Annotated in this window: 26 protein-coding genes and 4 tRNA genes; 13 read left to right on the forward strand and 17 right to left on the reverse strand. The window is 65.8% G+C overall.

Annotated features, from left to right (window positions below):
• Positions 1-140 precede the first annotated feature (140 nt).
• Positions 141-530: a Zn-ribbon domain-containing OB-fold protein gene (locus HPC46_RS08055; RefSeq protein WP_179468590.1), complete on the forward strand. Its 390-nt coding sequence runs from the start codon at positions 141-143 to the stop codon at positions 528-530.
• A gap of 1 nt (position 531) precedes the next feature.
• Here HPC46_RS08055 and HPC46_RS08060 read toward each other — a convergent pair whose 3' ends face one another.
• Entirely contained in the window at positions 532-999 is a 468-nt protein-coding gene (locus HPC46_RS08060; protein ID WP_179468592.1) for an ATP-binding protein, read from the reverse strand.
• A gap of 30 nt (positions 1,000-1,029) precedes the next feature.
• Positions 1,030-1,419, reverse strand: coding sequence for an STAS domain-containing protein (locus HPC46_RS08065; RefSeq protein ID WP_179468594.1), 390 nt, complete (start codon positions 1,417-1,419; stop codon positions 1,030-1,032).
• Between the two features lie 359 nt (positions 1,420-1,778).
• Here HPC46_RS08065 and HPC46_RS08070 point away from each other — a divergent pair, with 359 nt between their 5' ends.
• From HPC46_RS08070 to HPC46_RS08085, 4 genes are all read left to right on the forward strand, one after another.
• The gene (locus HPC46_RS08070; protein WP_179468597.1) at positions 1,779-3,137 is read left to right on the forward strand and encodes a cytochrome P450; all 1,359 of its coding nucleotides are present in this window, start codon (positions 1,779-1,781) and stop codon (positions 3,135-3,137) included.
• Positions 3,138-3,257: 120 nt separating this feature from the next.
• Positions 3,258-3,650, forward strand: coding sequence for a DUF6319 family protein (locus HPC46_RS08075; protein ID WP_179468599.1), 393 nt, complete (start codon positions 3,258-3,260; stop codon positions 3,648-3,650).
• A gap of 76 nt (positions 3,651-3,726) precedes the next feature.
• A complete protein-coding gene (locus HPC46_RS08080; RefSeq protein ID WP_179468601.1) occupies positions 3,727-3,999 on the forward strand; it encodes a hypothetical protein in 273 nt (90 codons plus the stop codon).
• A gap of 138 nt (positions 4,000-4,137) precedes the next feature.
• On the forward strand, positions 4,138-4,932 hold the full coding sequence (locus tag HPC46_RS08085; protein WP_179468603.1) for an RsiV family protein: 795 nt from the start codon (positions 4,138-4,140) through the stop codon (positions 4,930-4,932).
• Positions 4,933-5,141: 209 nt separating this feature from the next.
• On the opposite strand, the gene HPC46_RS08090 is transcribed toward HPC46_RS08085, so the two are convergent.
• Together HPC46_RS08090 and HPC46_RS08095 are read right to left on the reverse strand one after the other, a co-directional pair.
• Entirely contained in the window at positions 5,142-6,440 is a 1,299-nt protein-coding gene (locus HPC46_RS08090) for a sensor domain-containing phosphodiesterase (RefSeq protein WP_179468605.1), read from the reverse strand.
• A gap of 394 nt (positions 6,441-6,834) precedes the next feature.
• A tRNA-Val gene (locus HPC46_RS08095) sits at positions 6,835-6,909 on the reverse strand.
• Between the two features lie 174 nt (positions 6,910-7,083).
• On the opposite strand from HPC46_RS08095, the gene HPC46_RS08100 reads away from it, so the two are divergent.
• From HPC46_RS08100 to HPC46_RS08110, 3 genes are all read left to right on the forward strand, one after another.
• Positions 7,084-7,156 (forward strand) — tRNA-Gly (locus HPC46_RS08100).
• A 30-nt stretch (positions 7,157-7,186) separates the two neighbouring features.
• Positions 7,187-7,260: transfer RNA gene (locus HPC46_RS08105), tRNA-Cys, on the forward strand.
• An 11-nt stretch (positions 7,261-7,271) separates the two neighbouring features.
• A tRNA-Val gene (locus tag HPC46_RS08110) sits at positions 7,272-7,346 on the forward strand.
• Positions 7,347-7,717: 371 nt separating this feature from the next.
• On the opposite strand, the gene HPC46_RS08115 is transcribed toward HPC46_RS08110, so the two are convergent.
• On the reverse strand, positions 7,718-8,218 hold the full coding sequence (locus HPC46_RS08115) for an Rv2253 family sensor-like surface protein (RefSeq protein ID WP_179468884.1): 501 nt from the start codon (positions 8,216-8,218) through the stop codon (positions 7,718-7,720).
• Positions 8,219-8,312: 94 nt separating this feature from the next.
• On the opposite strand from HPC46_RS08115, the gene HPC46_RS08120 reads away from it, so the two are divergent.
• Entirely contained in the window at positions 8,313-9,488 is a 1,176-nt protein-coding gene (locus tag HPC46_RS08120; protein ID WP_179468607.1) for a cytochrome P450, read from the forward strand.
• Between the two features lie 228 nt (positions 9,489-9,716).
• Here the strand turns inward: HPC46_RS08120 and HPC46_RS08125 are convergent, their stop codons facing one another.
• The 4 genes from HPC46_RS08125 to HPC46_RS08140 all read right to left on the reverse strand — a co-directional run bounded on the left by HPC46_RS08125 (position 9,717) and on the right by HPC46_RS08140 (position 12,906).
• A complete protein-coding gene (locus HPC46_RS08125) occupies positions 9,717-10,010 on the reverse strand; it encodes an EF-Tu/IF-2/RF-3 family GTPase (protein WP_179468609.1) in 294 nt (97 codons plus the stop codon).
• Positions 10,011-10,021: 11 nt separating this feature from the next.
• Entirely contained in the window at positions 10,022-10,516 is a 495-nt protein-coding gene (locus HPC46_RS08130) for a hypothetical protein (protein ID WP_179468611.1), read from the reverse strand.
• A 2-nt stretch (positions 10,517-10,518) separates the two neighbouring features.
• The gene (locus HPC46_RS08135; protein ID WP_179468612.1) at positions 10,519-12,357 is read right to left on the reverse strand and encodes an AMP-dependent synthetase/ligase; all 1,839 of its coding nucleotides are present in this window, start codon (positions 12,355-12,357) and stop codon (positions 10,519-10,521) included.
• A gap of 96 nt (positions 12,358-12,453) precedes the next feature.
• Positions 12,454-12,906 (reverse strand): SRPBCC family protein, encoded by a 453-nt coding sequence (locus HPC46_RS08140; RefSeq protein WP_179468614.1) that lies wholly within the window; start codon positions 12,904-12,906, stop codon positions 12,454-12,456.
• A gap of 82 nt (positions 12,907-12,988) precedes the next feature.
• On the opposite strand from HPC46_RS08140, the gene HPC46_RS08145 reads away from it, so the two are divergent.
• Positions 12,989-13,723, forward strand: coding sequence for a Clp protease N-terminal domain-containing protein (locus tag HPC46_RS08145; RefSeq protein ID WP_179468616.1), 735 nt, complete (start codon positions 12,989-12,991; stop codon positions 13,721-13,723).
• Positions 13,724-13,750: 27 nt separating this feature from the next.
• Here the strand turns inward: HPC46_RS08145 and HPC46_RS08150 are convergent, their stop codons facing one another.
• Genes HPC46_RS08150 through HPC46_RS08180 form a run of 7 tightly spaced genes read right to left on the reverse strand, consistent with a single transcriptional unit; the run spans position 13,751 to position 19,074 of the window.
• A complete protein-coding gene (locus HPC46_RS08150) occupies positions 13,751-13,981 on the reverse strand; it encodes a ferredoxin (RefSeq protein WP_179468618.1) in 231 nt (76 codons plus the stop codon).
• On the reverse strand, positions 13,978-15,186 hold the full coding sequence (locus HPC46_RS08155; protein WP_179468620.1) for an NADH-ubiquinone oxidoreductase-F iron-sulfur binding region domain-containing protein: 1,209 nt from the start codon (positions 15,184-15,186) through the stop codon (positions 13,978-13,980). Before HPC46_RS08155 ends, HPC46_RS08150 begins: the two co-directional genes overlap by 4 nt.
• The gene (locus HPC46_RS08160; RefSeq protein ID WP_179468886.1) at positions 15,183-15,743 is read right to left on the reverse strand and encodes a ferric reductase-like transmembrane domain-containing protein; all 561 of its coding nucleotides are present in this window, start codon (positions 15,741-15,743) and stop codon (positions 15,183-15,185) included. Before HPC46_RS08160 ends, HPC46_RS08155 begins: the two co-directional genes overlap by 4 nt.
• Positions 15,740-16,672, reverse strand: coding sequence for an FAD:protein FMN transferase (locus HPC46_RS08165; protein ID WP_233716307.1), 933 nt, complete (start codon positions 16,670-16,672; stop codon positions 15,740-15,742). The genes HPC46_RS08160 and HPC46_RS08165 overlap by 4 nt, the downstream gene beginning before the upstream one ends.
• On the reverse strand, positions 16,669-17,136 hold the full coding sequence (locus HPC46_RS08170) for a hypothetical protein (protein ID WP_179468622.1): 468 nt from the start codon (positions 17,134-17,136) through the stop codon (positions 16,669-16,671). The genes HPC46_RS08165 and HPC46_RS08170 overlap by 4 nt, the downstream gene beginning before the upstream one ends.
• Positions 17,137-17,185: 49 nt before the next feature.
• A complete protein-coding gene (locus HPC46_RS08175) occupies positions 17,186-18,397 on the reverse strand; it encodes a sensor histidine kinase (RefSeq protein ID WP_218893871.1) in 1,212 nt (403 codons plus the stop codon).
• A complete protein-coding gene (locus HPC46_RS08180; RefSeq protein WP_179468624.1) occupies positions 18,394-19,074 on the reverse strand; it encodes a response regulator transcription factor in 681 nt (226 codons plus the stop codon). The genes HPC46_RS08175 and HPC46_RS08180 overlap by 4 nt, the downstream gene beginning before the upstream one ends.
• 247 nt (positions 19,075-19,321) lie before the next feature.
• Between HPC46_RS08180 and HPC46_RS08185 the strand changes: the two genes are divergently transcribed.
• Genes HPC46_RS08185 through HPC46_RS08195 form a run of 3 tightly spaced genes read left to right on the forward strand, consistent with a single transcriptional unit; the run spans position 19,322 to position 21,355 of the window.
• Positions 19,322-19,768 carry an SRPBCC family protein gene (locus HPC46_RS08185; protein WP_179468626.1) on the forward strand — a complete coding sequence of 149 codons (447 nt, stop codon included), beginning with the start codon at positions 19,322-19,324 and terminating at the stop codon, positions 19,766-19,768.
• Positions 19,769-19,793: 25 nt separating this feature from the next.
• On the forward strand, positions 19,794-20,081 hold the full coding sequence (locus HPC46_RS08190) for a hypothetical protein (RefSeq protein WP_179468628.1): 288 nt from the start codon (positions 19,794-19,796) through the stop codon (positions 20,079-20,081).
• Entirely contained in the window at positions 20,078-21,355 is a 1,278-nt protein-coding gene (locus HPC46_RS08195) for an MgtC/SapB family protein (protein ID WP_325096595.1), read from the forward strand. The genes HPC46_RS08190 and HPC46_RS08195 overlap by 4 nt, the downstream gene beginning before the upstream one ends.
• Before the next feature lie 97 nt (positions 21,356-21,452).
• On the opposite strand, the gene HPC46_RS08200 is transcribed toward HPC46_RS08195, so the two are convergent.
• Complete coding sequence (locus HPC46_RS08200; RefSeq protein ID WP_179468630.1) at positions 21,453-21,884, reverse strand: DUF5994 family protein; 432 nt, start codon at positions 21,882-21,884, stop codon at positions 21,453-21,455.
• Between the last annotated feature and the right edge of the window lie 179 nt (positions 21,885-22,063).

Below are 22,063 nucleotides of genomic sequence, written 5' to 3' on the forward strand. Positions count from 1 at the left end.
ATTCCTTTGCTCGAGTGACTTTCGCGGGTCTCTCGAAGAATCACGCGATGACCTTCATTCATCCGGCTACGACACGCCGGTACCGCTGATCAGGTCCGACTCGTACACCACTCTGCTGGACGCAACCTTTCACCAAGCCGATGCCGATCCCGACGCCGACTACCCAGCCGTTCTGGGATGCCCTGGCCGAGCACAAGATTCGAATCCAATACTCGCCGTCGGCGCAACGGTATGTGTTCTATCCCCGGGTGCTGGCGCCGGGAACGCTGGTCGACGACCTCCAGTGGCGGGACATCTCGGGAGCAGCCTCGCTGTACACCTACACCGTGGCGTACCGCCCCGTGGCACCGCATTTCGCCGAGGACGTGCCGCAGCTGCTGGCCGTCGTGCAATGGGACGAAGGGCCGCGATTCTCCACCGAGATCGTCAACGCCGAGCCTGCCGACCTGGAAGTCGGCATGCGGCTGCGGCCGGTGTTCTTCGACTATCCGGAGTCCGGTGTGACGATGCTGCGCTACGAGCCGGCCTGAGTCAGCCGACTTTCGAGTCGGCGTCGTCGCGGCGCGCGGCGTGAAAGTGCTCGAAGCGCAGGCACACCGTGGTGCCCAGCGCCGAGCAATCGATGGTGAGGTCGTCAGCCAAGGCCCGCATGAGCGGGATGCCGCGGCCACGGGAGCGGCTCTGGGTGGCCGGGGTGGACTCACGCCAGCGGCCCTGATCGGCAATGGTGATCGTGAGGGTGGCGCCGTCGTGGACAGCCTCTACGTCAATGGTGCCGGGACCACCGTGCAGGTATGCGAACTCGGCGGCATTTGCGAGTGCTTCGTTGACCGCGAGGACGACGTCGCTGAACCGAACCCTGTCGAGATCTCCACGCGCTCGCAGCCAGGACGCGAAGTCGTCGCGAATCCTGGCTGCATTGTGCGCATCAGCGACGACGTCGTTACGGGTGAAACGGTCACCGTCAGCTGTGGGACTTGGGTAACTCGGTGTCGTCATGGCAAATCTCTTATACCCAACTTCCGAGAATTACTCACCCAGTGCGGTGCGCGCCTCTTCCAGCGTGGCGTAGAGACCGACAATATCGGCCAACCCGACCAGTTTCAGGGGCCGGCTTGTCGCGGGTCCGCTGGCCACAACGCCGAAGCCGATGTCGGCAGAAGCCTTGTCGCGGGCCGCGACAAGGACGCCCATCCCCGCCGACGCGAGGAAGTCGACGTCGGTCAAGTCGACGATGATCGCGGTCGGGTTCTTCTGCAGCGAGGTAGCGATGCTGGTCTCCAGTTGCGGCGACGTCAGCATGTCCACCACGCCTGCCGCCGAGATGACGACCGTGCGCCCGAACCAATCCTCGCTGATCACACATCCCGTGTTGGCGGTGGTAGTCGTGCCCGTGGTGGCAGTGGCTTGCTCGTCCAAGATTCACCTCACTAGCGCGCGCCGGACGGCGCACTCGCGAATACAGCGTGTCTGCGAGGCTGCCGTCTGAACCTGGCAAGAACGTAGTAGCAGTTGTGCGCCGGTCTGCTTGCGACGCGTGATCGGCTGGGTGGAAATCAACCGGCCGACCTTGTCCAGGCTAACGCACATCGGGACCGGATGCGGAAAGCAGCGTCGTCGCCGGGACCGCGACGTCGTCGTCGGGATGTAGCGTTCGGCCAGTTCGTAGACGTCGAGTTGCTCCCGCCCAAACCGACATCTGGCCGCGCAAGTGCGAGAACAACCCTCACTTTCGTCGATCTCGGCGTGCCGGGGCGAGGAATTTCTATACTGGACTCATGTCTAATACGCCCACGCCGTCGCTGCCGCCGGGCCCCCCTCTCCCACCCGCGATACAAGCCGTTCTGATGCTGCGCTACTGGCCGCACTTCGTGTCGGCCTGCCGCCGTCGCTACGGCAAGACGTTCACGCTGCGGATCGCGTCGATGGGCACGCTGGTGTACCTTGACGACCCGGCCGACATCAAACAAGTGTTCGCCGGAGATCCGGCGATTTACCATGCGGGCGAGGCCAATTCGATGCTGTCGGGTCTGCTGGGTCCGGCGTCGGTGCTGGTGGTCGACGACGAGGTGCACCGCGATCGGCGACGGTTGATGCTGGAACCGTTCGGCCGCGACGCGGTCGCCCGGCAGACCGAGGTGATGACCGAGATCGCGGCGGCCAATATCGCCGGCTGGCCGGTGGGCAGGCAGTTCCCCGTCGCACCCAAGATGTCCGAGATCACCCTGGAGGTGATCCTGCGGCTGGTGATCGGCGCGAGTGATCCCGCGCGGCTGGCCGCGTTGCGTGAGGTTCTCCCCCGGTTGCTGAACCTGTCCGCGTTCGAGCTGCTCGCGATCGGTACGCCCCGACTGCAGCACAAGCGGCCGTGGCGCGGGGTGCGCCGGCGCATCGAAGAGGCAGACCGGCTGCTGTATGCCGAGATCGCGGAGCGTCGCGCCGATCCGGATCTGGCGTCGCGCACCGACGCGCTGGCGATGCTGGTGCGCGCCGCCGACCAGGACGGGCGCACGATGACCGACTCCGAACTGCGGGATCAATTGATGACGCTGCTGGTGGCCGGGCACGACACCACGGCCACCGGCTTGTCGTGGGCGCTGGAGCGGTTGACACGACATCCCGCGGTACTGGCCAAGGCGGTCCGGGCCGCAGAGGCGGACGACACCGAATATCTGGATGCGGTGGCGAAAGAGGCACTGCGCAATCGCCCGGTGGTGTTCGACGTGGGGCGGATCCTCAAACAGCCGGTCGAGATCGCCGGGTATCAGCTACCCGCGGGTGTGATGGTGGCGCCCGGGGTCGGGCTGGTGCATTCCGACGACCGGATCTACCCCGATGCCGACCGGTTCGACCCGGACCGGATGATCGGGGCCACCCTGAGCCCGACGACGTGGCTGCCATTCGGCGGCGGGGCGCGCCGGTGCCTTGGCGCGACCTTCGCGATGACCGAGATGCGGGTGGTGCTGCGCGAGGTGCTACGCCGTGTCGATCTGGCAACCACCACCGCCCGCGGCGAGGGGCAGCGGGTCAAGCACGTGATTCTCACCCCGAAGCGGGGAGCGCGAATCACGGTGTCGCGCATCAAAACCCCGCAGCAATCACGAAACATCGGCAGCGACAAAGCGATTCAGCGATAGTCTGGCAGGGATTTCCGTACGACATGCTGGGCCGGTCGCTTGGCCGCAAGTCGAACGTATGTTCTACTGAACGGTGTCGCCAGCCCGCGCACTGCGGGCGCTGTTCAGGAGGAGATCAACGTGACGATGACCGTGGACACCCAATTGCTTCGTCCGATCGGAGCCGAGGTGCCCGAGTGCACGCCGGCGCCCGCGCCTGGTTCCGCGGAGCCCGCGAAGGCCGTCGCCAAGAAGGCCGGCAAGAGATCCAAGACGCTCGAGCTCACCCTCACCGTCACCGGGACGGCCGATGGTGAATGGCACGCCGAACTGAAGCGCGGTACCACCTGCGTAGCCCGCGATCTTGCCGTCGCGGCGGCCGCGGTGTCCCGGGCGGCCAGGGAACTGCACGAAGATCTCGCCACCCCGATCGATGCGGTCATCGAAGAGGCCCGCTCAGAGCAGGCCGCCAGGGTTGCCGCACTCGAAGCGGAGCTGGAGGCCGCCCGAAGGGCGCTCGCGAATCTGGACTGACGTTTCGATTGCGGCGATTCTGTGAACTAACTGCGTGCCGTTTCTTCAGCGAGAGAGGTTCCCAGTGAAGCGAATCATGCACTCCGTCCTTGCAGCATCGGCGGCGGCAGCCGTCCTGAGCGGCTGCTCGGCCTCCGAGGTCATCAATACCGGCGGCGACACCAAGTGCAAGGACTTCCTCACTCAAGACGAGAAGAAGCAGAACGACGAAGTCAGCAAGATGCTCAAGGACAAGAGCGGGCAGGATCCGTCGAATCTGGAGATCACGGCCACGAAGACCTCGGTCACGCTCTACTGCCAGACACTCGGCAAGGAAGACACCAAGATCTCCGAGGCACCGCACGGCTGAGCCGCTTTTCACCACACCCGAGGTCGAGTGCCCCTCGTCTACGCTGGGTAGCGCCAACGCCGTCGGGGCGCTGTGCTGGCGCGGCAGACGATAATTGTTGGTCGCGGCGCGCGCCGCACGTGCTTGGAGGTCTCACTCATGCGTTCTGTCAGCGTGGCAGTGGTCGTCACGTTTGCCGCCATGTCCGTCTCTCCTGGGCTGGCAGCAGCGGCCCCGAAGGACTATTGCGCCGACCTCAAGGGCGGCAACACCGGCAGCACGTGCGAGATCCAGCTCTCCGACCCCGCATACAGCGTCGACATCAGCATCCCGCTGGACTACCCCGACCAGAAATCGGTGGCCGACTACATCTCCCAGACGCGCGACTCGTTCCTCAACACAGCCAAGTCCGGCGCACCGTCCACGTTGAGCATCAAGCCGACGGAATACAGCTCGGCTGTTCCTCCGCGCGGCACGCAAACCGTGGTGTTCACGGTGACCCAGACCGTCGGCGCCGCCCAGCCGCAGACGACGTACAAGGCGTTCAACTGGGACCAGAGCTATCGCAAGGCGATCGTCTACACGGCCGCGCCGGACGACAAGCAGAACACGCCGCTGTGGCGGGTGGACGATCCGCTCAAGACCGTCGCGCCGATCATCCAGTCCGAGCTGCAACAGCAATTGGCACCGCCGCCGCCGGTCGCGCCGCCCACACAACCCGGACAGCCGGCCACGACGACCCCGACCACCACGACCACCACGACGCCGCCACCTCCCCCGCCGCCGTTGCCGTTCGCGCCGGGAGCGCTGTACAACGCTGCCAACTACCAGAATTTCGCGGTGGTCAACGACGGGGTGATCTTCTTCTTCGATCAGGGTGCGCTGTTGCCGGCCTCGGCCGGGGCGTTGCACGTGCTGGTGCCGCGGTCTGCGATCGACCCGATGATCGCATAAGCGACGTGCACTCAGTCGACTTGTCGTCGAGCCGCAATCCCAAATACGTTCGGCTGCAACGGAAGCTCTTCGCATCGGTTCACCGCCGACATGGAGTTGCCTGAGCGTGATGCTCAAATCCGCCGGCGGCCAAGGCTGATCCGGTCATGGCCGGCGACACTGGGCGCCCTCAGCCCCCGCGTGCTGACCCGGAATACAACCGCCACCGATCAAGACGTTGCGCCACTGCGGTCCAGGCGAGGCTCAGGCCGCGGCCGACCGAGGTGAAAGCCTTGGCCGTATTCGATACCCAGACGAATCAGTGTCTGCAGCTGGCCGGCCGTCTCCACGGCTTCGGCGACTACCGTCGCGTTCAGCTCGGCTGCCAGCGACGTCAGTGCGGTGGCTATTGCGCGCTTTGCCGGGTCGTTGTCGATGCCAGCGATCAACTCACCGTCGATCTTGATGATGTCCGGCCGTAACCGCAGCAATTGAGTGAAGCTGGCATATCCGGCGCCGGCATCGTCGACCGCGACCTTGATTCCCCGTTGGCGCAGACACTTCAGGCCTGCGCCGAGGTCATCGGGAAACGGTTCGTGCTCGGTGATCTCCATGATCAACTGTCGATCCTGTGCTACCAGAATCTCCTGAATCGCGGGCTCCAGCACCGCGTTCGGGCTCAGGTTGACCGAGACCGGGCAAGCGCCCGGGATGCCGCGAGCTGCGGCCAAGACGGCACGTAGCGCGGTGGCCTCCAGCTCGAGGCCTCGGCCCAGGCGGCGGGCCGTGCTGAACCACTGTGCCGGGGTCAACCCCGTCGACGCAGGGAAGCGCGCCAACCCTTCGTAGGCGATAGTTCTGCGGCTCGCCAGATGCACGATGGGCTGAAACGCCACGCCGAGGACGTCAGGCTGGTCGAGCAGCGCGTCCAATCGAAGTTGGTGTCCCTCGGCCTCGACCGCTTCCGGCATCATCACCGACGCGACAAATCGGGCTGTGAAAGCCCCCTGCCCGCGGTCTTGACCATCGATGATCACATCCGTCAACAGCGTCGACAGCTCCGACTGGTTGCCGATCAACGCCGAAACGAAGTCGCTCACCGCGACCATCGGGTCGATATCTGTCTGGGTGAAGGCGCCGGCGTTCCTGGCAGCCAGCATCAGCGAACCGATGGCTGTGTCGTTGTGCACCAGCGGAATCACCGCCCACGATCGGGTGCCCCACTGCTTGTTCATCGCACGGACATTCCGCGACACACTGCGGTCCACCTGCGCATCGTGGATCAGGATGGGGTGATTCTCCCGCGCAGCGATGCCCTGCACACTGCTGTCCTTGGGGATCACGAATCCGATGGCAGGCGCTAGTACGCCGGTTGCCGACACCGTCACATAGGCGTTGTCGGAGGCGCGAAGCAGATTGATAGCGGCCCCATCGGCATTTGGCATGAACGCACACGCCTGCTCCGCGACGCGGACCATTAACGAGGCTGGATCCACCGAAGCAGTCAGTGCCTGAACCAGCCGATCCATCGCACCCCTCCTCCGCATCAGCGACTCACCGCTGCAAACATCCGTTCCGAGCGAGGTATGCGCTGTCAGCGGCGGCTCCGGATGGTTCAGGGTATCGAGTTCGCCCACTGAAAATGCCCACACAACGTAATAACCGCGATCAGCGCGGCGAACTTCAGCGCCGGGGCACTGCGGCGCAATCGCGTCATCGCTACCTGCGACCGCCCCGCAGCAATGAGCCAGGAACGCTCGACGACAGGGGCGGCTCCGGGCGACGCTGTCATGGGACCGTTGTCCTTGTGGGACAACGAATCGAGTCACGTCGGCCCGCTGACTGTTTGGCCCTATCGAGCTTGGCGACGCCGTCTCGCACTGTGCGGGATCAGAAATACACTCTCTGAGCTGGGTTTTTATGTGGTGGTCCCGGCTGGTATCGAACCAGCGACCTTCCGCGTGTGAGGCGGACGCTCTCCCACTGAGCTACGAGACCCGGGGTGGCGGACACCATCGAAGGTGGCGTGCTCGCCGGACTGGAACACTAGCACGACAACCGTATCCGGCCAGAATGCCCAAGTCGCGACCCGCGAACGACGGGATTTGTGTGGCTTCGGTTGCGTCGACTATTGTCGTCCTTCGCAGCGGGCGACGATCTCGTCCGAGGCGCGCGGATGTAGCGCAGTTGGTAGCGCATCACCTTGCCAAGGTGAGGGTCGCGGGTTCGAATCCCGTCATCCGCTCGAAGGTGCAAGTGCGGCATCAGACCCAACGGTGGAGTGGCCGAGTGGTGAGGCAACGGCCTGCAAAGCCGTGCACACGGGTTCGATTCCCGTCTCCACCTCCAAGATGTACCCCGCGCGATTAGCTCAGCGGGAGAGCGCTTCCCTGACACGGAAGAGGTCACTGGTTCAATCCCAGTATCGCGCACCACCTCTGAACAGCGGTTTATCCGCCGATCAGGGCCCCGCGCGAGCGGTTCCTGCACTGTCCTCGGGGCGAACCGATGGAGATTGCGGGCCGGAAGACGCTTCCGTTCAGCCGGGCGCAGACTCTCACGCCGGGCGAGCCAGCCGGTTACCGGCATCACGGTCCACGCGATGTACCGGGTCAGACCCGCGCGATGACGTGATCGGTTTGACGGTCAAGGACGCAGTCAGCGAGCTTCGTGACCACGCTCGGCGGCGGCGACACCGGCAAGAAAGACCATCAGGCGGTCGTTTACCGGCATTCCGTTGGATGAGGTTGATGTACACCCAGTCCTACACGAAACACCCTGCACGGCAGGATTTCCCGCCCGAGGTCTACACCCGCTCGGCGGTCATGTTCATCTCGACAGTGCCCTGGCACGCGCCGCTGAAGATCTCGGTGCGCATCGTGCCGGCGAGGGACCCGTCGGCTTGCGGGGTATAGCGCACCTCAGCGTGGGCCGGATTCCACTGGACCGTCTCATCGGGCATGCGGCAATCCCATTGGAAGTCGCTTGCCTGCGCCCAGGACGACCCATCCCAGGTGAACTGAACGGGCTGCGGAACCGTCGGGTTGCTCGGGGCAGGACCGCTCGTGATCGTGGCGGTGCACTTTCCGCTCGCACAGCTCGATTGGAAGCCATAGATTTCGGTGTGCTGTTGCTCGGGCTGACCGGCCGCCATACTCGTTCCAGCCTTGGGCCCGACGATGAACGTGATCGCGTACTCACCGTTCCAGGACGCAGGGTCGGCGGACGCCACCGACGAAAGCCACACGGCACTGGCCACCGGCACGGCGCACACCCCGAGGAGCGCGGTCACGCTGCGACGATCCATGGGAGCCACGGCTCGATAGTAGAGCCGACGCAAACAAGACCAATAGTCTTAAAAAATCGACCACACGACACACGACAGTCGTACGCTGCGAACCATGACCGCCACCGCGCAGTTGCCGTTCCGCCAGACCCATCCCCTGCAATCCCCCGATCAACTGCTCGCCCTGCAGGGCACCGGGCCGATCCACAAGATCCTGACAGCCGTCGGCGACGAGGCCTGGCTGGTCACCGGTTACACGCTGGTGCGCCGGCTGATGGACGACGAACGGCTGGGGCGCACCCACCGCGATCCGGCCAACGCGCCACGCAGCCGCACGTCGGCGTTGTTCGGCGGCCCGATCGGCGACTTCGACTCCGAACCGGCCGACCACGCCCGCATGCGGCAATTACTGCAGCCGCATTTCGGCCCGCGGCACATGCGCACCCTGCAGCCGAAGATCGAGGGCCTGTGCACCGCACTGCTCGACGACATGGAACGCCAAGGACCACCGGCCGACCTGCTGACCGCCCTGGCTCAGCCGCTGCCCATCCTGGTGATCTGCGATCTGCTCGGCGTGCCCTATGCCGATCGAGATCGCTTCCGGCTCTGGGTGGATGACGCCGCCTTCTCACCCGACGACGACGTCTCCCTGAAGGGGCTCGAATCGCTGCTCGGCTACGGCATGGAACTGGTCACCGCGAAACGCGCGGATCCCGACGACGACGTCATCTCCCGGTTGTGCGACGAACCCGACCTCTCCGATTTCGAAATCGCGACCCTGGCAATGCAATTGCTCTTCGCCGGACACGAAACCACGGTGACTCAGATCTGGGTGGGCTCACTGCTGCTGCTCACCAACCCCGAGCAATGGCAGGCATTGCTGGCCGACCCCGAGCTGATCCCGAAGGCCGTCGAGGAAATTCTGCGTGCCGGCATGGTCGGCGGGGTCGGCGTTCCCCGGTATGCCCGCGCCGATATCGACGCCGACGGGGTGACGATCCGGGAAGGCGATCTGGTCCTGCTCGATCCCGGCGCCGCCAATCACGACCCCGAGTTCTTCGCCAACCCCGACCGCGTCGACCTCCGGCGCACCGGCGCTGCCCACGTCGGATTCGGCTACGGCCTGCACTACTGCGTCGGCGCGGCGCTGGCCCGTCTGGAACTCAAGACCGTCTACTCGCAGCTGATCCCCCGGTTCCCCACCCTGCAATTGTGTGCCGATCCGGCGACCATGACCGCCGGCTTCCACTCGCTGTCGCACGGCCTGGTCGCGCTGCCGGTGACCTGGTAGAGCAAGCCTTACTGATTCGTCAATTTTTCTGGTGAAGTCGGCTTCCCGCCGGCTGGGTTTGTCGTACATTTTTCCCAGAGCTGCGAACACAGCCAACCGGTCGGGGTCCCGGTACAGAATCAACCCGAAGCCTGACCGTCACAAGCGGGTCTCCAGGGGTGGGTTACGCGAAGTGGCCACCCCCTTGGGCCACCGGCCCCCCGCCCCTGGGGACCACTTGGACGCTGGCTACAGACTCACCTCGACACCACCGGACGCAGGCTCGACGGCGCCCGACGTCAACACGTCACCCGGCGACACATCACTGCGCTCGAGAGTCGAGAACAGCAGCCCGACATTGTCACCGACCACCGCCTCGTCCACCTTCTTACGGAACTGCTCGACGGCATCGACCTGAACCGCGCGCGCACCGTTGATGCGCACCTCGTCGCCGACCCGGACCGCTCCGAGTTCGACGCGGCCCGTAGCGACCAGACCGCGACCCTTGATGACAAACACGTCCTGGACCGTCAGACGAAACATGTGGCGAGACCCTACTCGACCTGGTCCTCGGACCACAGGCAGTTACCGCTGAGCGCGATGGTGAACAACTTCGGCAGCACCTCCAGCTGCAGCGGCTGGCCCGGCTGACCCTGCGAATGCACCAGGGGCGCAAGCTCTCCCGGGCCGATGACGGTCACCTGGTCGGCGCCACACACCGTGGCCGGGTCCAACGGAGCCGCGGTCCATTGCCCTGAGCGCAGGTTCGGGTTGCGGAATCCCTGACCGTGCAACGTGATCTCCGGCCCGTAACTGAGCCACCGACTGCTGGGATCGAACGGGGTGTCGACCGGAGCCCAGGTGCCATCACGGTCCGGTACCGGCTGGCATATCAGGTAGTCACGCCCGCCCGGGAGCTGCGTCATGGCGTTCGCGAAGTTCTGCGGGCACGGCGCGCCGGCCGCAGGTACCGGATCGTCGGCAGATGCCGGCGCCGAAACCGCCACCGCGGCAGCCGCCACCGCGATCAGCGCGGCACACCGTCGCACGGCTACCCGTACAGCTGATCGATGTTGTCGTGGAAATTCTCCACGACAGCCTTGCGCTTGAGCTTCAGACTTGGCGTCAAATCGCCTGCCTCGACCGTCAATTCGCGATCGATGATGGCAACCCGCTTCACCTGCTCCCAGCGGTTGAGGTGCTTGTTGAGGGTCTCCACGTACCCCTCGACCATCTCCTTGGTCTTCTCGTCGCGGGCAATCTCACTGAAAGACTTGCCCTCCAAGCCATTTCGGTCGGCCCACTCCCGAATCGCCTCTCCGTCCAGGCTCACCAACCCGACACAGTACGGCTTCCCCTCGCCGTAGACGATGATCTCGCTGGCGAACGGGCACAGGCCCTTGAAGGCCGCCGAGATCGCAGAGGGCGCCACATACTTGCCCTGCGACGTCTTGAACATGTCCTTCTTGCGGTCGGTGATCCGCAGGTACCCCTCGGCGTCGAGTTCACCGATGTCGCCGGTATGGAACCATCCGTCACCGTTGATGGCTTCGGCGGTGGCCTCGGGCAGGTCGTGATATCCGCTCATCACACCCGGCCCCTTGAGGAGCACCTCGCCGTCGTCGGCGATCTTGACGTCGGTGTAGGGCAACGTCCAGCCCACCGTGCCGAACCGGTAGGCCTCCGGGCGGTTCAGTGACGACGCCGCCGACGTCTCGGTCAGCCCGTAGCCCTCCAGCACGATCGCGCCGACCGCGTCGAACCATTGGGCGACGTCGCGGTCCAGGGCAGCCGAGCCGGAGATGAAGAAGCGCAGCCGTCCGCCGAACCGCTGGCGAATGGTGGAGAACACCAGCCGATCGGCGATCGCGCGCTGGAAAGCCAGGCCCGCACCGATTCGGTGACCGGCCTGGTTGGCGCGCGATACCCGCAAGCCCACGTCGATCGCCCAGTCGAAGAGGGTCTTCTTGAATCCGCCCTCTTCGGCGATCGTCTCGGTGATGCGGCCGTGCACCTTTTCGAAGATGCGCGGCACCGCGCCCATGAACGTCGGCTTGATGATCGCCAGGTTCTCGACGATCTTGTCGACGCGACCGTCGATGACCGTCGGGAAGCCCATCACCAACGGCATTGCGAGCATGACCTTGCCAAACGAGTGGGCCAGCGGCAGCCACAAGTAGTTGAGGTCCTTCTCGGAGAGCACGTGCAGGGATTGCAGCGCCGCCGCGGTGTAGGTCCAGGCCTCGTGGTGCAGCCGCACCCCTTTGGGCTTTCCGGTGGTGCCCGAGGTGTAGATCAGGGTGGCCAGCTGATCGGGGCGGATCGCGTCGATCCGGTCGGTCACCGCGGTCGGGTTGTCGGCCAGCAACTGCTTGCCCAGCTGTTCGAGATCCTCGAGGGTGATCACCCAGTCGCCATCACCGGCGCCGTCGATGATCACCACCTTCTCGACGGCCGGCAGTTCGCTGCGGTGCGCGACCAGCTTGTCGACCTGCGACTGGTTCTCCGCCACCACGATTCGGCTGCCGGAGTTGGCGACGATGAACGCGGTGTCCTCGGCGTTGGTGCTCGGATAGACCGTCGTCGTGGCCGCTCCGGCCGCCAGGATGCCGAAGTCGACCACCACCCACTCGTAACGGGTCCCCGATGCCAGCGCGACCCGATCCTCGGGATTGATACCCAGCGAGATCAACCCGGCGGCGATCAGTTCGACGCGATCACCGACCTGCTGCCAGGTGACACTGGTCCACCCGTCGTTGTCGGGGTAGCGAAACGCTTCGCTGGTGGGCGTAGCCGCAACCCGGTCAAGGAACATCCGCGGCACCGACGGTGCCCGGTTGTCGATCTTGCTCAGGTCGGGCTGCTCTTGGGATTTGCGCAGGCCTGCCATGGCGCCGAGTTTATGGATTCCGCCGCACCGCTCGTGGCGGAATCTCCGAAAGGCCACGGTGGGCGGCGCGGCGTTTGCTGAACGTCGCGGCGGCCTCTAGTCGAGTTCGGCCGGCTCCCGGTGCTCAGCGAGGTTGGCCAACCGCCAGGTGCATTCGCGGTTGCGCGGCCAGATGCCGGTGAGCTGGATCCGGTCGGGGACAAACCGCATCGGGCCCTCCACGGCCACCTCCGTCATCTCGACGCGACATCCGCCCTCGATATCGCTGAGCCGCAGGGTGATCCGGGCCGCGCCGGCGGGACCGAGCCGAGCCAGCAGCACTAATTCTTCCTGCGGCATGCAGCTCAGCACGACGGTCTCGTCGTCGACGACGGCCGGCCAGACCCCGATGGAGTGCAGAATGCGCGTCCCTGGCGCCGGCCAGTCGGCATCGACCGCGCGCATGCGGCTGTTGCCGACGACCCACTGCGAGTAGCTCCAGCCGTCGGCCAACACCTCCCACACCCGCATCCGAGGTGCACTGATGTCGCGACTAGCAGCAGTTGGCATGGTTGGCGGATACCCGACGGCATGACAACTACACCGTCAACTCGCGGTTGACGAATTCGGAACGTCAACTTACGGTTGACGCATGGAAGAGCCCGCTCGCATCGCCTACCCGGTACGCCTCGATGACCTCATCGACGCCATCAAGCGCGTCCACACCGACGCCCTCGAACAGCTGGCCGACGCCGTGCTCACCGCGGAGGCGCTCGGCGAACTCGCCGACCACCTGATCGGTCACTTCGTCGACCAGGCCCGCCGCTCCGGCGCGTCCTGGACCGACATCGGCAAGAGCATGGGCGTCACCAAGCAGGCCGCCCAGAAGCGCTTCGTGCCCAAGCTGACCAACCTCGACGCCAACGACCTGGACCCCGCGCAGGGCTTCGCCCGTTTCACTCCACGTGCGCGCGCCGCCGTCGTCGCCGCCCAGAACGCCGCACACCAGGCCAGTAACGCTGAAATCAATGCGGATCACCTCCTGCTCGGCCTGCTCACCGATCCGGCCGCGCTGGCCACTCCCCTGCTACGCGCCCAGCAGATCACCAACGACACCGTGCGCGACGCCATCACGTTGCCACCCGCTGCGGCCGAAATGCCCGCGCTGATCCCGTTCGACGCCCAAGCGCGCAAAGCACTCGAACTGACCTTCCGCGAAGCACTTCGGTTGGGCCACAACTACATCGGCACCGAGCACATGCTGCTGGCCCTGATGGAAGCCGAAGACGACGACGGCACGCTGCACCGGCTCGGCTTCGACAAAGCCCGCGCCGAGACCGACATCGCCCACACGCTCGCCGCGATCACGGCGACGCAGAAATCCTGAGCTCCATCACCATTCGGCGCACCGGCATCAGGTGTCTTCGACGAGGGTCAGCGCCAACCGTGGGCACCGGGCGACGGCCCGACGAGCGTGTTTCACCATCCGGCCGGGTACTGAGGGCTCCCGTGAGCCGTCACGCGCCAGCGGATATCCCCAATCGTCACGGCTCAGGAGTTGCGGCAGAAGCTCGCTGCACAACCCACGCCCGTCACAGCGTGTCCAATCGATGTGCAGTCGCAGCGCAGCAGGTTTACCTGTCACCGCAGTTCTCCGACGGCGGCCTCACGGGCGGCCAGGCAGCAGCCACGCCGGTGATGAGCGATGTCGCTTTCGAACACGGTGAGCGCGGACCTGACGAATCGTGCCGTGCCGTCGGGGTGACGGCACGATCCACGACCGTCGATCAAGCCGACCATCCGGTGGACCTCACCGAGGAGCTCATCGCTGACCTCGCCGAAGGCGAGTTCATCCAACAGCGTCGACAGCCGCGGCAGGCCAAACCGGCACGGACCGCACTGACGTGCACTTTGGTCGGCCAGGTATGCCGCGACTTCAGCAGTGCGGGCCAAACCGCATTCGTCGTACCCCAAGAGATGCAATACGCCCGCGCCCGGTGTGGCGCCAAACGCGGCCAGACCATTCCGGGAAAGCTGGGCCTGCCTGAGAGCGGTGCCTGGAACCCAGCTGCCGTGATAACCGCCCACCAGCAGTGCTTGGAGGCGATGCGGGGTGGATCCAGCGTGAGTGACGATGTCGCCCAACACAATTCCGGTAGGAACCTCGACCACCGAGGTCGGCATGAATGTGGCCGATACCGTGGCGAGCATGGTGCCCGGTTGCGCCGGGTCGCCGACGGCGCGGAACCAGGCCGGGCCGTATCGGGCGATCAACGCGATCTGGGCGAAGGTTTCCACATTGCTGACCAACGTCGGTCTGCCCCGGACACCGGATTTCGTGGGGCGTACGGTTCGGTCGCGCGGGCGCGCGGGGCCACCCGCGACGCGGCTGACGACGGCCGATTCCTCGCCGGCGAGAAAATCGTCAGGTGCCTCGACAACGGTGATTCGGCATCGGTGTGGCGCGGTCTGCGCCCGCTCGCCCAATGCGCGCTGCACATCAGCCGACGCGTGTGCCGGCACGTACAGTGATACCGATTGGGCGGCAAGCGCATTGGCAGCCAATTCCAGGCCGTCCAGAACCAGATGCGGGGCACGGGCGAGCAGCGTCACGTCCTTCGCGCTGAGCGGCTCGCCTTCGGCGCCATTACCGATCACCACCGGGTGTCGGCTACCTAAGGAGTCGATCTTGCGGCCCGTCGGGAAGCCCGCTCCTCCCCTGCCCGTGAGCCCGGCCTCGTCCAACCTCCGGACGAGCCCATCGCGAGTCACTGCCGGCAGATCACCGAACTCCGCCCGATGCGCGGCGAAGCCTGCTCCCGCCGCCGCGAACAGCCGCTGTGCCCTCATGCGTCCACCGGGGTTCGTGCGCGGGCATATTCAGCGAACTCGGCGCGCAGACGCCAGGCCAACGCGCCGGCCACGGCCACCCCGCAACAGCCGGCGAATATCCGGAACCAGAGGTGGCCGGTGTCGGTTCCGTTGCCCAATGCGTGCGCCAGCGCGACAGGCCACAATGCATACGACGTCCAATGCACAGCGCGAAAAACGCGTAGTCCCAGCCGCTGCCGAAGCACGCTGGTGACGACCACGACGATCAGCAGGTCGAAGGCCAGGGTGCCCAGACCCTGCCACAGCGGCCGGTAGGCGCCGAGGAAGGGCAAGACGAAATCGATGATCCTCAGCTGCGCGTAGGGGTCAGCGAACAGCAGTCCCAGATGCATGGCGACAAGCAATGTTCCGGCCAGTGCCGCGAATCGATGCACCTCGGCAACGGCGGACCTCGGCAGCGCAGGAAGCGGGCGGCCCGACCGGGTGACCACGCCCAGGGTCAGCGAAAGGCTGAGGAATCCCAACGCAGTGATGCCGCTGCCGCGCCCCAGCGCCCACAGCGCCTCGCTCGTCATCGCCACCTGCACTCATCGTCTGACGGCCACCCACCGAGGGTGTGCACGATCCGGTCACGATCGACCAGTCGCGCGGAAACCGGCTGTTTACCAATCCATTCGACAGCCCGCCATCCTCGGATCACCGCTGCCGTGCTGACGGTGTTGGCGGCCAAGCAGCTCTCCGCCGTCACGCTGACGGTGCGCCACACCGGGTCCGCCGACCACGTGGATCGCGGATCGACGATGTGATGCAACAGCTGACCCCCGCGCCGCCAGCGGCGGCGCAGGGTGCTCGATGTGGCCATCGCGAGGCCGGCCGGCAGCGCAACCACCACCGCGGGCTCGTCAACACCGTCACAGACCAGCACCGGCCAACCCCCGTCGGGTGCCTCTCCCGCGGTGGCGATGTCACCCCCGAGATTCACCAACACACCCGCACCGGTTGCTCGGTGCGCCCGCTCGGCACAACGATCAGCGGCGATGGCTTTGGCCGTCGCGCCGAGGTCGAGCACCACTCCGCGCGGCACGGCAGCCACTTGCCCGGCGATAGTGATCATCGACCAGTCGGCGGGCCGGGTCGCCGACACCGCGAGTGGCATCGACGCATCCGTTGCGGCGATGTCCCGGTCGTAGCCGAGTTCGATGAGCCTGGCGCCGATCGTCGGGTCGATGTCGCCATCCGTCTGCTCTGCCGCCCGCACTGCGGCGCCGAGCAATTCGGCGAGCAAGGCGCTGATCGGCATGGGCCGACCGCACCGCGCGAGGGCATTGATCTCCGAATCGGGGTTGAACCGCGACGCGGCAGCCTCGATCGCGTCGAGTTCGGAGTTCACCGCCCATCGCGCAGGACCGAGTGAGTCCGGGTCCGTGACGATGATCTGCATATCCATTGTCCAACGCCGCCAATGGGTTTCCGCGGTCGACAGGTCGTGCTCGGCGGTGATCATGATCCGCGGGACACCGTGATGTGCGGCGGCGAGTACTTCGGAGACTGCACCGTCGTCGGGGTGTTGATCCGACGCGTGGTCGTCGGCCTCGGGGCGGCCTTGGTCGGCGCGGCCGGCGCCGGCGGCTTGCGCGCCACCGGTGGCGTGTCCCCTTGGGCACTCTGCGCCGGAACGGAGTTCGTCACCCGCGGCGCCGACGTGACCGGGGGCGGTTCCGGCACCGGCGGCGGTGGCGGCGGTTCGATGGGCGTCGGGATCGCAACCGGGACCTCGACGACCGATGTTGGCACCGCACCGGTATCGGCGGCCGTCTGGACCGCGACGTCGCTCGATGGTTCGGCTTCAGGTTTCAGAGTGTCCGCGTAGGCCAGAGTCGAGGCAACCGCAACGCCGGCGACGCCGATGCCGCCCAATGCCCATGACGCGACCGCGGCGCGGCGCAGTACAGAACTGGGTGAGTCCATCAAACGAATGCTCACACCCGAATTTTTGAATCCTCGAAGAATTCGCTGGCTAGCCGATGTGGTCAGCGGCGGGGAGACTCAGGGTGAAGGTGGCGCCTTGCCCGGGTGTCGATTCGACCGTGACGTCTCCGCCGTGGGCGTGAGCGATCTCGCGCACCAATGCCAGCCCGATGCCGTAGGACTGCCGGCCGGTCCGGGTGGTGTGCTCGGCGCCATGCGCGAATCGGGTGAACAACGTCGACATGGCATCGACGTCGATACCGACGCCGTCGTCGGCGACCTCGGCAACGATCGTCGAGCCCTGCCGGCTCAGGCGTATTTCGACTGTGCCGCCGGAATGTTCGTGGCTGAGGGCATTGTCGACCAACGCGGTGAGCGCACGGCGCAGTGCAGCTCCGGATCCGATGACATCGAATTGCCCCGTATTTCCCGGATTTTCGAAGTGAAGGCGCACACCCAATGCGTCGGCGTAGGGCGCCAGACTGTGGTGCACGCCGGCTGCCACCGATGTCAGGTCCACCCGGTCTCGTGGTGACTCGCCGGCGGTCATGGTCGCCGAAGCCAGGAGGTCATCGACGATATCGCTCAATGCCCTGGTGTCGGCCACCAGCGCACCGGCGTCCGCACGGATCGCATCGGCGTCCGCAGTGCCGGCCCGCTGAGCCAGCATCTGCGCTCGGGTGTGCAACACCGTCAGAGGGGCTCTCAGCTCGTGCGATGCGTCGGCGACGAACCGCCGCTGTAACGCCAGCGCCTGAGCCAGCGGACGTACCGATCGGCGGGTGAAGAGGACCACCACCGCGATCGACGCCAGGATGCCGGCCAGCTCGGCGAGTGCCACCGACATCAGCAGCCGGTTACGGCCCGCGTGGTAGGGCGCCAAGTCCATCATCGCCACCACGCGTCCCTCAGGCCGGTCCACGACCAGCGTTCGGTAATGCCGCTCCTCGGTCCGAAGGTCACCGAATCCCGGGGAGCCCGACAGCAGCGGGACGCCGGGCTGGCCCCCATCACTGGTTGACACCACACCGTTGTCGTCGCGCAGCGCCAGTTCCATGTCCGGGGGCGGGTCGTTGGCATCGTCGGCCGACATGGCCAGGGTCTGCAATTCGGCGTCGATCTGTCGGTTCTGCGCACGCACGTACACCGTGAAAACCACTCCACCGACCACCAGCAGAACCACGGCCAGGGCAACGGAGGCCTGGATCGCCGCGATGCGGCCCGCCCGCTTCACCACGGCGAGGTCACCCGCGGGGGTCATTCGAGCCCAAAGCGGTAACCGGCACCGTGCACCGTGCGGATGACCTGCTTACCGAGCTTCCGCCGCAGGTAGTGGACGTAGAGATCGACCGCCCCGCCGGACTCGGCACCTTCGAACACCGCATCGAGTAACTGCGCGCGACTGAACACCCGTTTGGGTGCGGCCATCAGCGTCGCCAGCAGCGAGGCTTCCCGCTCCGACAACTCGACCTCGACGCCGTCGGCCGCCGCCCCGGCCACCCGCCGAGTCACCCGGTCCAGCCGCAAGCGGCCGGCCGTGATCACGGTGGCGGAGGTGTCGATCCGCCTCAACAGGGCGCGCACCCGCGCGAGCAGCTCGGGGACCTCGAAAGGTTTGACCAGGTAGTCCTGCGCGCCCGCATCGAGGCCTTCGACGCGGTCATCCACCGCTCCCCGGGCGGTCAAGATCAGAGCGGGCGTCGCGATCCCTTTCGACCTCAGCAGCGCTATCAGGTCCGAGCCGTCCATCACCGGCAACCCGCGGTCCACGATGAGCGCGTCGTAGCCGCCCGTCAGGCCGCGGTGTAGGCCTTGCTGTCCGTCGAAAGCGGTGTCGACCCGATACCCCTCGTCGACGAGGAGCTCGGCCAACATCGCGCTGAGCTCGCGGTCATCCTCGATGACCAGGAGCGCAGGGGCGACGTTCGGTGAAGGCACTCAGCGAGAGTGCCACGCAGCGCGAGACATCGCCGCCGAACCCGGCTTCTTTGAGCGCTCATAGCCAGAGAATGTTGTGTGACCGCGGCATCGATTCTGGTCGGTGACAGGCGGCGACTTCGTACCACAAACCCGATGACGTTGGACCCTGATGCTCGCGAAGCGACCGGCAATAGCGTCGAACCCACGCCATGCTCCGGGAGGTCCGACGGTGTTGACAATCCGATCCGAAGTCACCGTTCCCGGTTTGACCGGAGCGGAGGTCACCGACTTTCTGTCCGAGTGCACCGACGCGGGCTATCAGAAATGGTGGCCAGGAGTACACCTGCATCTGCGCCCCGTCGCCGTGGGGAACGTCGACCATGTCGGCGATGCGGTCTTCATGGACGAGTTCATCGGCAAGCGTCGCCTTCGGATGACGGCGGTGGTCGTCGAGGCCGAGCCGGGCCGAAAGATCGTCTGGCAACTGAAGAAGGGCATCTGCCTGCCGGCTTGGTTGACCATAGAGGTCACCGATCGCGCCGGTTGTGTCCACGTTCGTCATACGATTACGGCCGGGTGGACAGGACCGGGCCGTATCCTCGATCCGCTTCTGAAGATGTACTTTTCGCCGCGATTCGCCGCGGCAATGGATCGGCATGTCCATACCGAATTCCCGTTGATACGTGAGCGGCTGCACCCCACCGCTCAGTGATACCGCTCGAGGAGAGGAATTCATCATGAACCGCGAAGTGTGCAAATTCTTGTCGGGACCGTTCGCCGCCCTGGCCTACGCCCACGCCGCATATGCGGTGGCGACATCCCGAGGAATCATCAGCGAGCCGGTCTTTCTTGGACGACGCTGGGGGGTGGGCTTCATGTGGTCGGAGGCGGCGATATACACCGCGGTCGCCGCGGCGCTGGGGTACGCGGGGTGGGGCACCGACGACCGAGGCCAACCCCGAAGTCGCCCCGACGATGAACCCACGGTCATCACGCACGGAACGCGACCAGTGTCTGCGCGGTGACGTTCGATACGGGGAGCCTGGCTTTGGACCTGTCGCAGATCGAGCCGTTCCTGGTGTCGTTGGCCATCGGATTGTTGCTCGGCTTCGAGCGTGAACGTAGCCACCTCCGCAAGCTGCCGGCCGGTTCACGATCGTTTGCGCTGCTGTCGCTCGCCGGCGCTGCCGCGGCGAGCTTCAACCAATGGTGTGTCGGAGCCGGAATGATCGGCGTCGCAGCCCTTTTGGCGTTGGCCTACGTTCGCACCAGCCAGGAAGACCCGGGAACCACCACCGAAATAGCGGCTCTTGTCGCCTATCTACTCGGTGCGCTCGCCTACAGCCGGTCCGCGCTTGCCGTAGCACTCGCCGTGATCGTGACGCTGCTGCTGGTCTCGAAGACCAAGATCCACCACTTCGCCCGCGAGATCGTCAGCGAGATCGAACTCGAGGACGCGATCAAGTTCTTCGTGGTCGCATTCGTGATCCTGCCGCTGCTGCCCGACCGACAGATCGGGCCGTACGGTGTCTTGAATCCGGCCAAAGTATGGCTGCTGGTCGTGCTGCTCACCGGCATCGGCTGGGTCGGCTACATCGGCGTTCGCGCGCTGGGGCCCCAGCGTGGACTGCTCGTGACCGGTTTGGCCGGTGGGTTCGTCTCGGCAAGCGCGACGACGGCGTCGATGGGGCGCGCCAGTCGCACCGCGGCCGGTATGCGCGCCCCATTGGCGGGCGCACTGCTGGCAAGCGGCGCCACCTTTGTGCAATTGCTGCTGGTGATCGGCTTGGTGGATGCCGAGGTACTGCGCAGGTTGTGGCTGCCTGTCGCCGCGGCGGCCATCATTCTCGTCGGTGTCGCACTAGCGGTCTACCGAACCGCCGCCGACAGTCGCCGCCAGGCCGGCGAGCTCGACGGGGAGTCCAAGCCGGCCGCACGGCCGTTCGCGCTGAGGCCCGCTCTTGTTCTCGCCGCGGTACTGACTGTCGCGCTGTTCGTCGGGCGTTGGGGCGCTTCCGTATTGGGACCGCAAGGGGCGGTGCTTGCTGCCTTCGCCGCCGGGCTTGCCGACGCACACGCGGGCTCAGTCGCCGCGGCAAGCCTCGCCGCAAAAGGTGATATCACCGTCGACACCGCGCTGGTCGCGATCGCCGCGGCACTGGGATCCAATCTGCTCGTCAAGATCGTGCTGGCGTTCACCGCCGGCGGACGACGTTTCGGGCTCGGGTTCCTGGCCGGCATGACCGGCCCGGCCATCGTCTTCGGCGCAGCGCTGACCGCTACCCTCATCGTCGGCTGATCGGGCACGTTCTTGGTTGCCCTGTCATTCATCGACTTACTCAGGCCCACAATATAATTCAGACAACGGCCAGATCGAAGGAATACCACCTGATCGCCTAGCCGATCGCAACGGCACCGGTATCGTCGGCTTGCGCGGCAGCCATCATGGTGGTGTGGGCGTCACCGGCATCGGTGTGGGGAGGAACCACCAGCAGAGTGATTCGACCACCCGTCATTCCGAGGACTTCGATGGTGTTGATCAGCTGAAGCTGATAGCCGTCGAGTCGCACCGGCGCGCCACCCGTGACGAGCCTGCGCGATGTCTTGGCCCACGAATCCTTGCGATACAACACCCGGTCGATGCGACCAAGCCGAACCGAGAGCACCGCCAACAGATCTGGCAGCTCTACCAGGAGCTCATCGCTGCGCGGCCACCATGCCCCGTCGACGCTTCCACTTCGTGATGCCTTGGGCCTCAATCGCAATCTCGGGGTAGCCGCCGGCAGGGTGGAGTTATGGCAATTCTTTCGTGTCTGGTGTGGCGTCATGACGACGCTCCAATCTTGGCCGTGAGCCGGCCGCATATTTCTCAACTCAGCGATGACACGGCTTGATGGCCATATGCGAAGTATCGCCGGTAACCGCGATGCTACGCGCCCTGTGTACCCGCCGATGGGTGGCGACGCGTGAACTCACCACGGCCACGCGGTCGCCGACTCGAACTCCG

Source organism: Mycolicibacterium vinylchloridicum (assembly GCF_013404075.1).
Classification (GTDB): Bacteria; Actinomycetota; Actinomycetes; order Mycobacteriales; family Mycobacteriaceae; genus Mycobacterium; species Mycobacterium vinylchloridicum.

Excerpts from the sequence above, each read along its gene's own strand:
- HPC46_RS08055 (WP_179468590.1), top strand. The coding sequence starts at position 141 with ATGCCGATCCCGACGCCGACTACCCAGCCGTTCTGGGATGCCCTGGCC.
- HPC46_RS08085 (WP_179468603.1), top strand. The coding sequence starts at position 4,138 with ATGCGTTCTGTCAGCGTGGCAGTGGTCGTCACGTTTGCCGCCATGTCC.
- HPC46_RS08125 (WP_179468609.1), bottom strand. The coding sequence starts at position 10,010 with ATGTTTCGTCTGACGGTCCAGGACGTGTTTGTCATCAAGGGTCGCGGT.
- HPC46_RS08140 (WP_179468614.1), bottom strand. The coding sequence starts at position 12,906 with ATGCCAACTGCTGCTAGTCGCGACATCAGTGCACCTCGGATGCGGGTG.
- HPC46_RS08080 (WP_179468601.1), top strand. The coding sequence starts at position 3,727 with ATGCACTCCGTCCTTGCAGCATCGGCGGCGGCAGCCGTCCTGAGCGGC.
- HPC46_RS08160 (WP_179468886.1), bottom strand. The coding sequence starts at position 15,743 with ATGACGAGCGAGGCGCTGTGGGCGCTGGGGCGCGGCAGCGGCATCACT.
- HPC46_RS08135 (WP_179468612.1), bottom strand. The coding sequence starts at position 12,357 with ATGGCAGGCCTGCGCAAATCCCAAGAGCAGCCCGACCTGAGCAAGATC.
- HPC46_RS08170 (WP_179468622.1), bottom strand. The coding sequence starts at position 17,136 with ATGGACTCACCCAGTTCTGTACTGCGCCGCGCCGCGGTCGCGTCATGG.
- HPC46_RS08060 (WP_179468592.1), bottom strand. The coding sequence starts at position 999 with ATGACGACACCGAGTTACCCAAGTCCCACAGCTGACGGTGACCGTTTC.
- HPC46_RS08070 (WP_179468597.1), top strand. The coding sequence starts at position 1,779 with ATGTCTAATACGCCCACGCCGTCGCTGCCGCCGGGCCCCCCTCTCCCA.
- HPC46_RS08165 (WP_233716307.1), bottom strand. The coding sequence starts at position 16,672 with ATGATCACCGCCGAGCACGACCTGTCGACCGCGGAAACCCATTGGCGG.
- HPC46_RS08145 (WP_179468616.1), top strand. The coding sequence starts at position 12,989 with ATGGAAGAGCCCGCTCGCATCGCCTACCCGGTACGCCTCGATGACCTC.
- HPC46_RS08120 (WP_179468607.1), top strand. The coding sequence starts at position 8,313 with ATGACCGCCACCGCGCAGTTGCCGTTCCGCCAGACCCATCCCCTGCAA.
- HPC46_RS08175 (WP_218893871.1), bottom strand. The coding sequence starts at position 18,397 with ATGACCCCCGCGGGTGACCTCGCCGTGGTGAAGCGGGCGGGCCGCATC.
- HPC46_RS08200 (WP_179468630.1), bottom strand. The coding sequence starts at position 21,884 with ATGACGCCACACCAGACACGAAAGAATTGCCATAACTCCACCCTGCCG.
- HPC46_RS08115 (WP_179468884.1), bottom strand. The coding sequence starts at position 8,218 with ATGGATCGTCGCAGCGTGACCGCGCTCCTCGGGGTGTGCGCCGTGCCG.
- HPC46_RS08190 (WP_179468628.1), top strand. The coding sequence starts at position 19,794 with ATGAACCGCGAAGTGTGCAAATTCTTGTCGGGACCGTTCGCCGCCCTG.
- HPC46_RS08090 (WP_179468605.1), bottom strand. The coding sequence starts at position 6,440 with ATGGATCGGCTGGTTCAGGCACTGACTGCTTCGGTGGATCCAGCCTCG.
- HPC46_RS08155 (WP_179468620.1), bottom strand. The coding sequence starts at position 15,186 with ATGAGGGCACAGCGGCTGTTCGCGGCGGCGGGAGCAGGCTTCGCCGCG.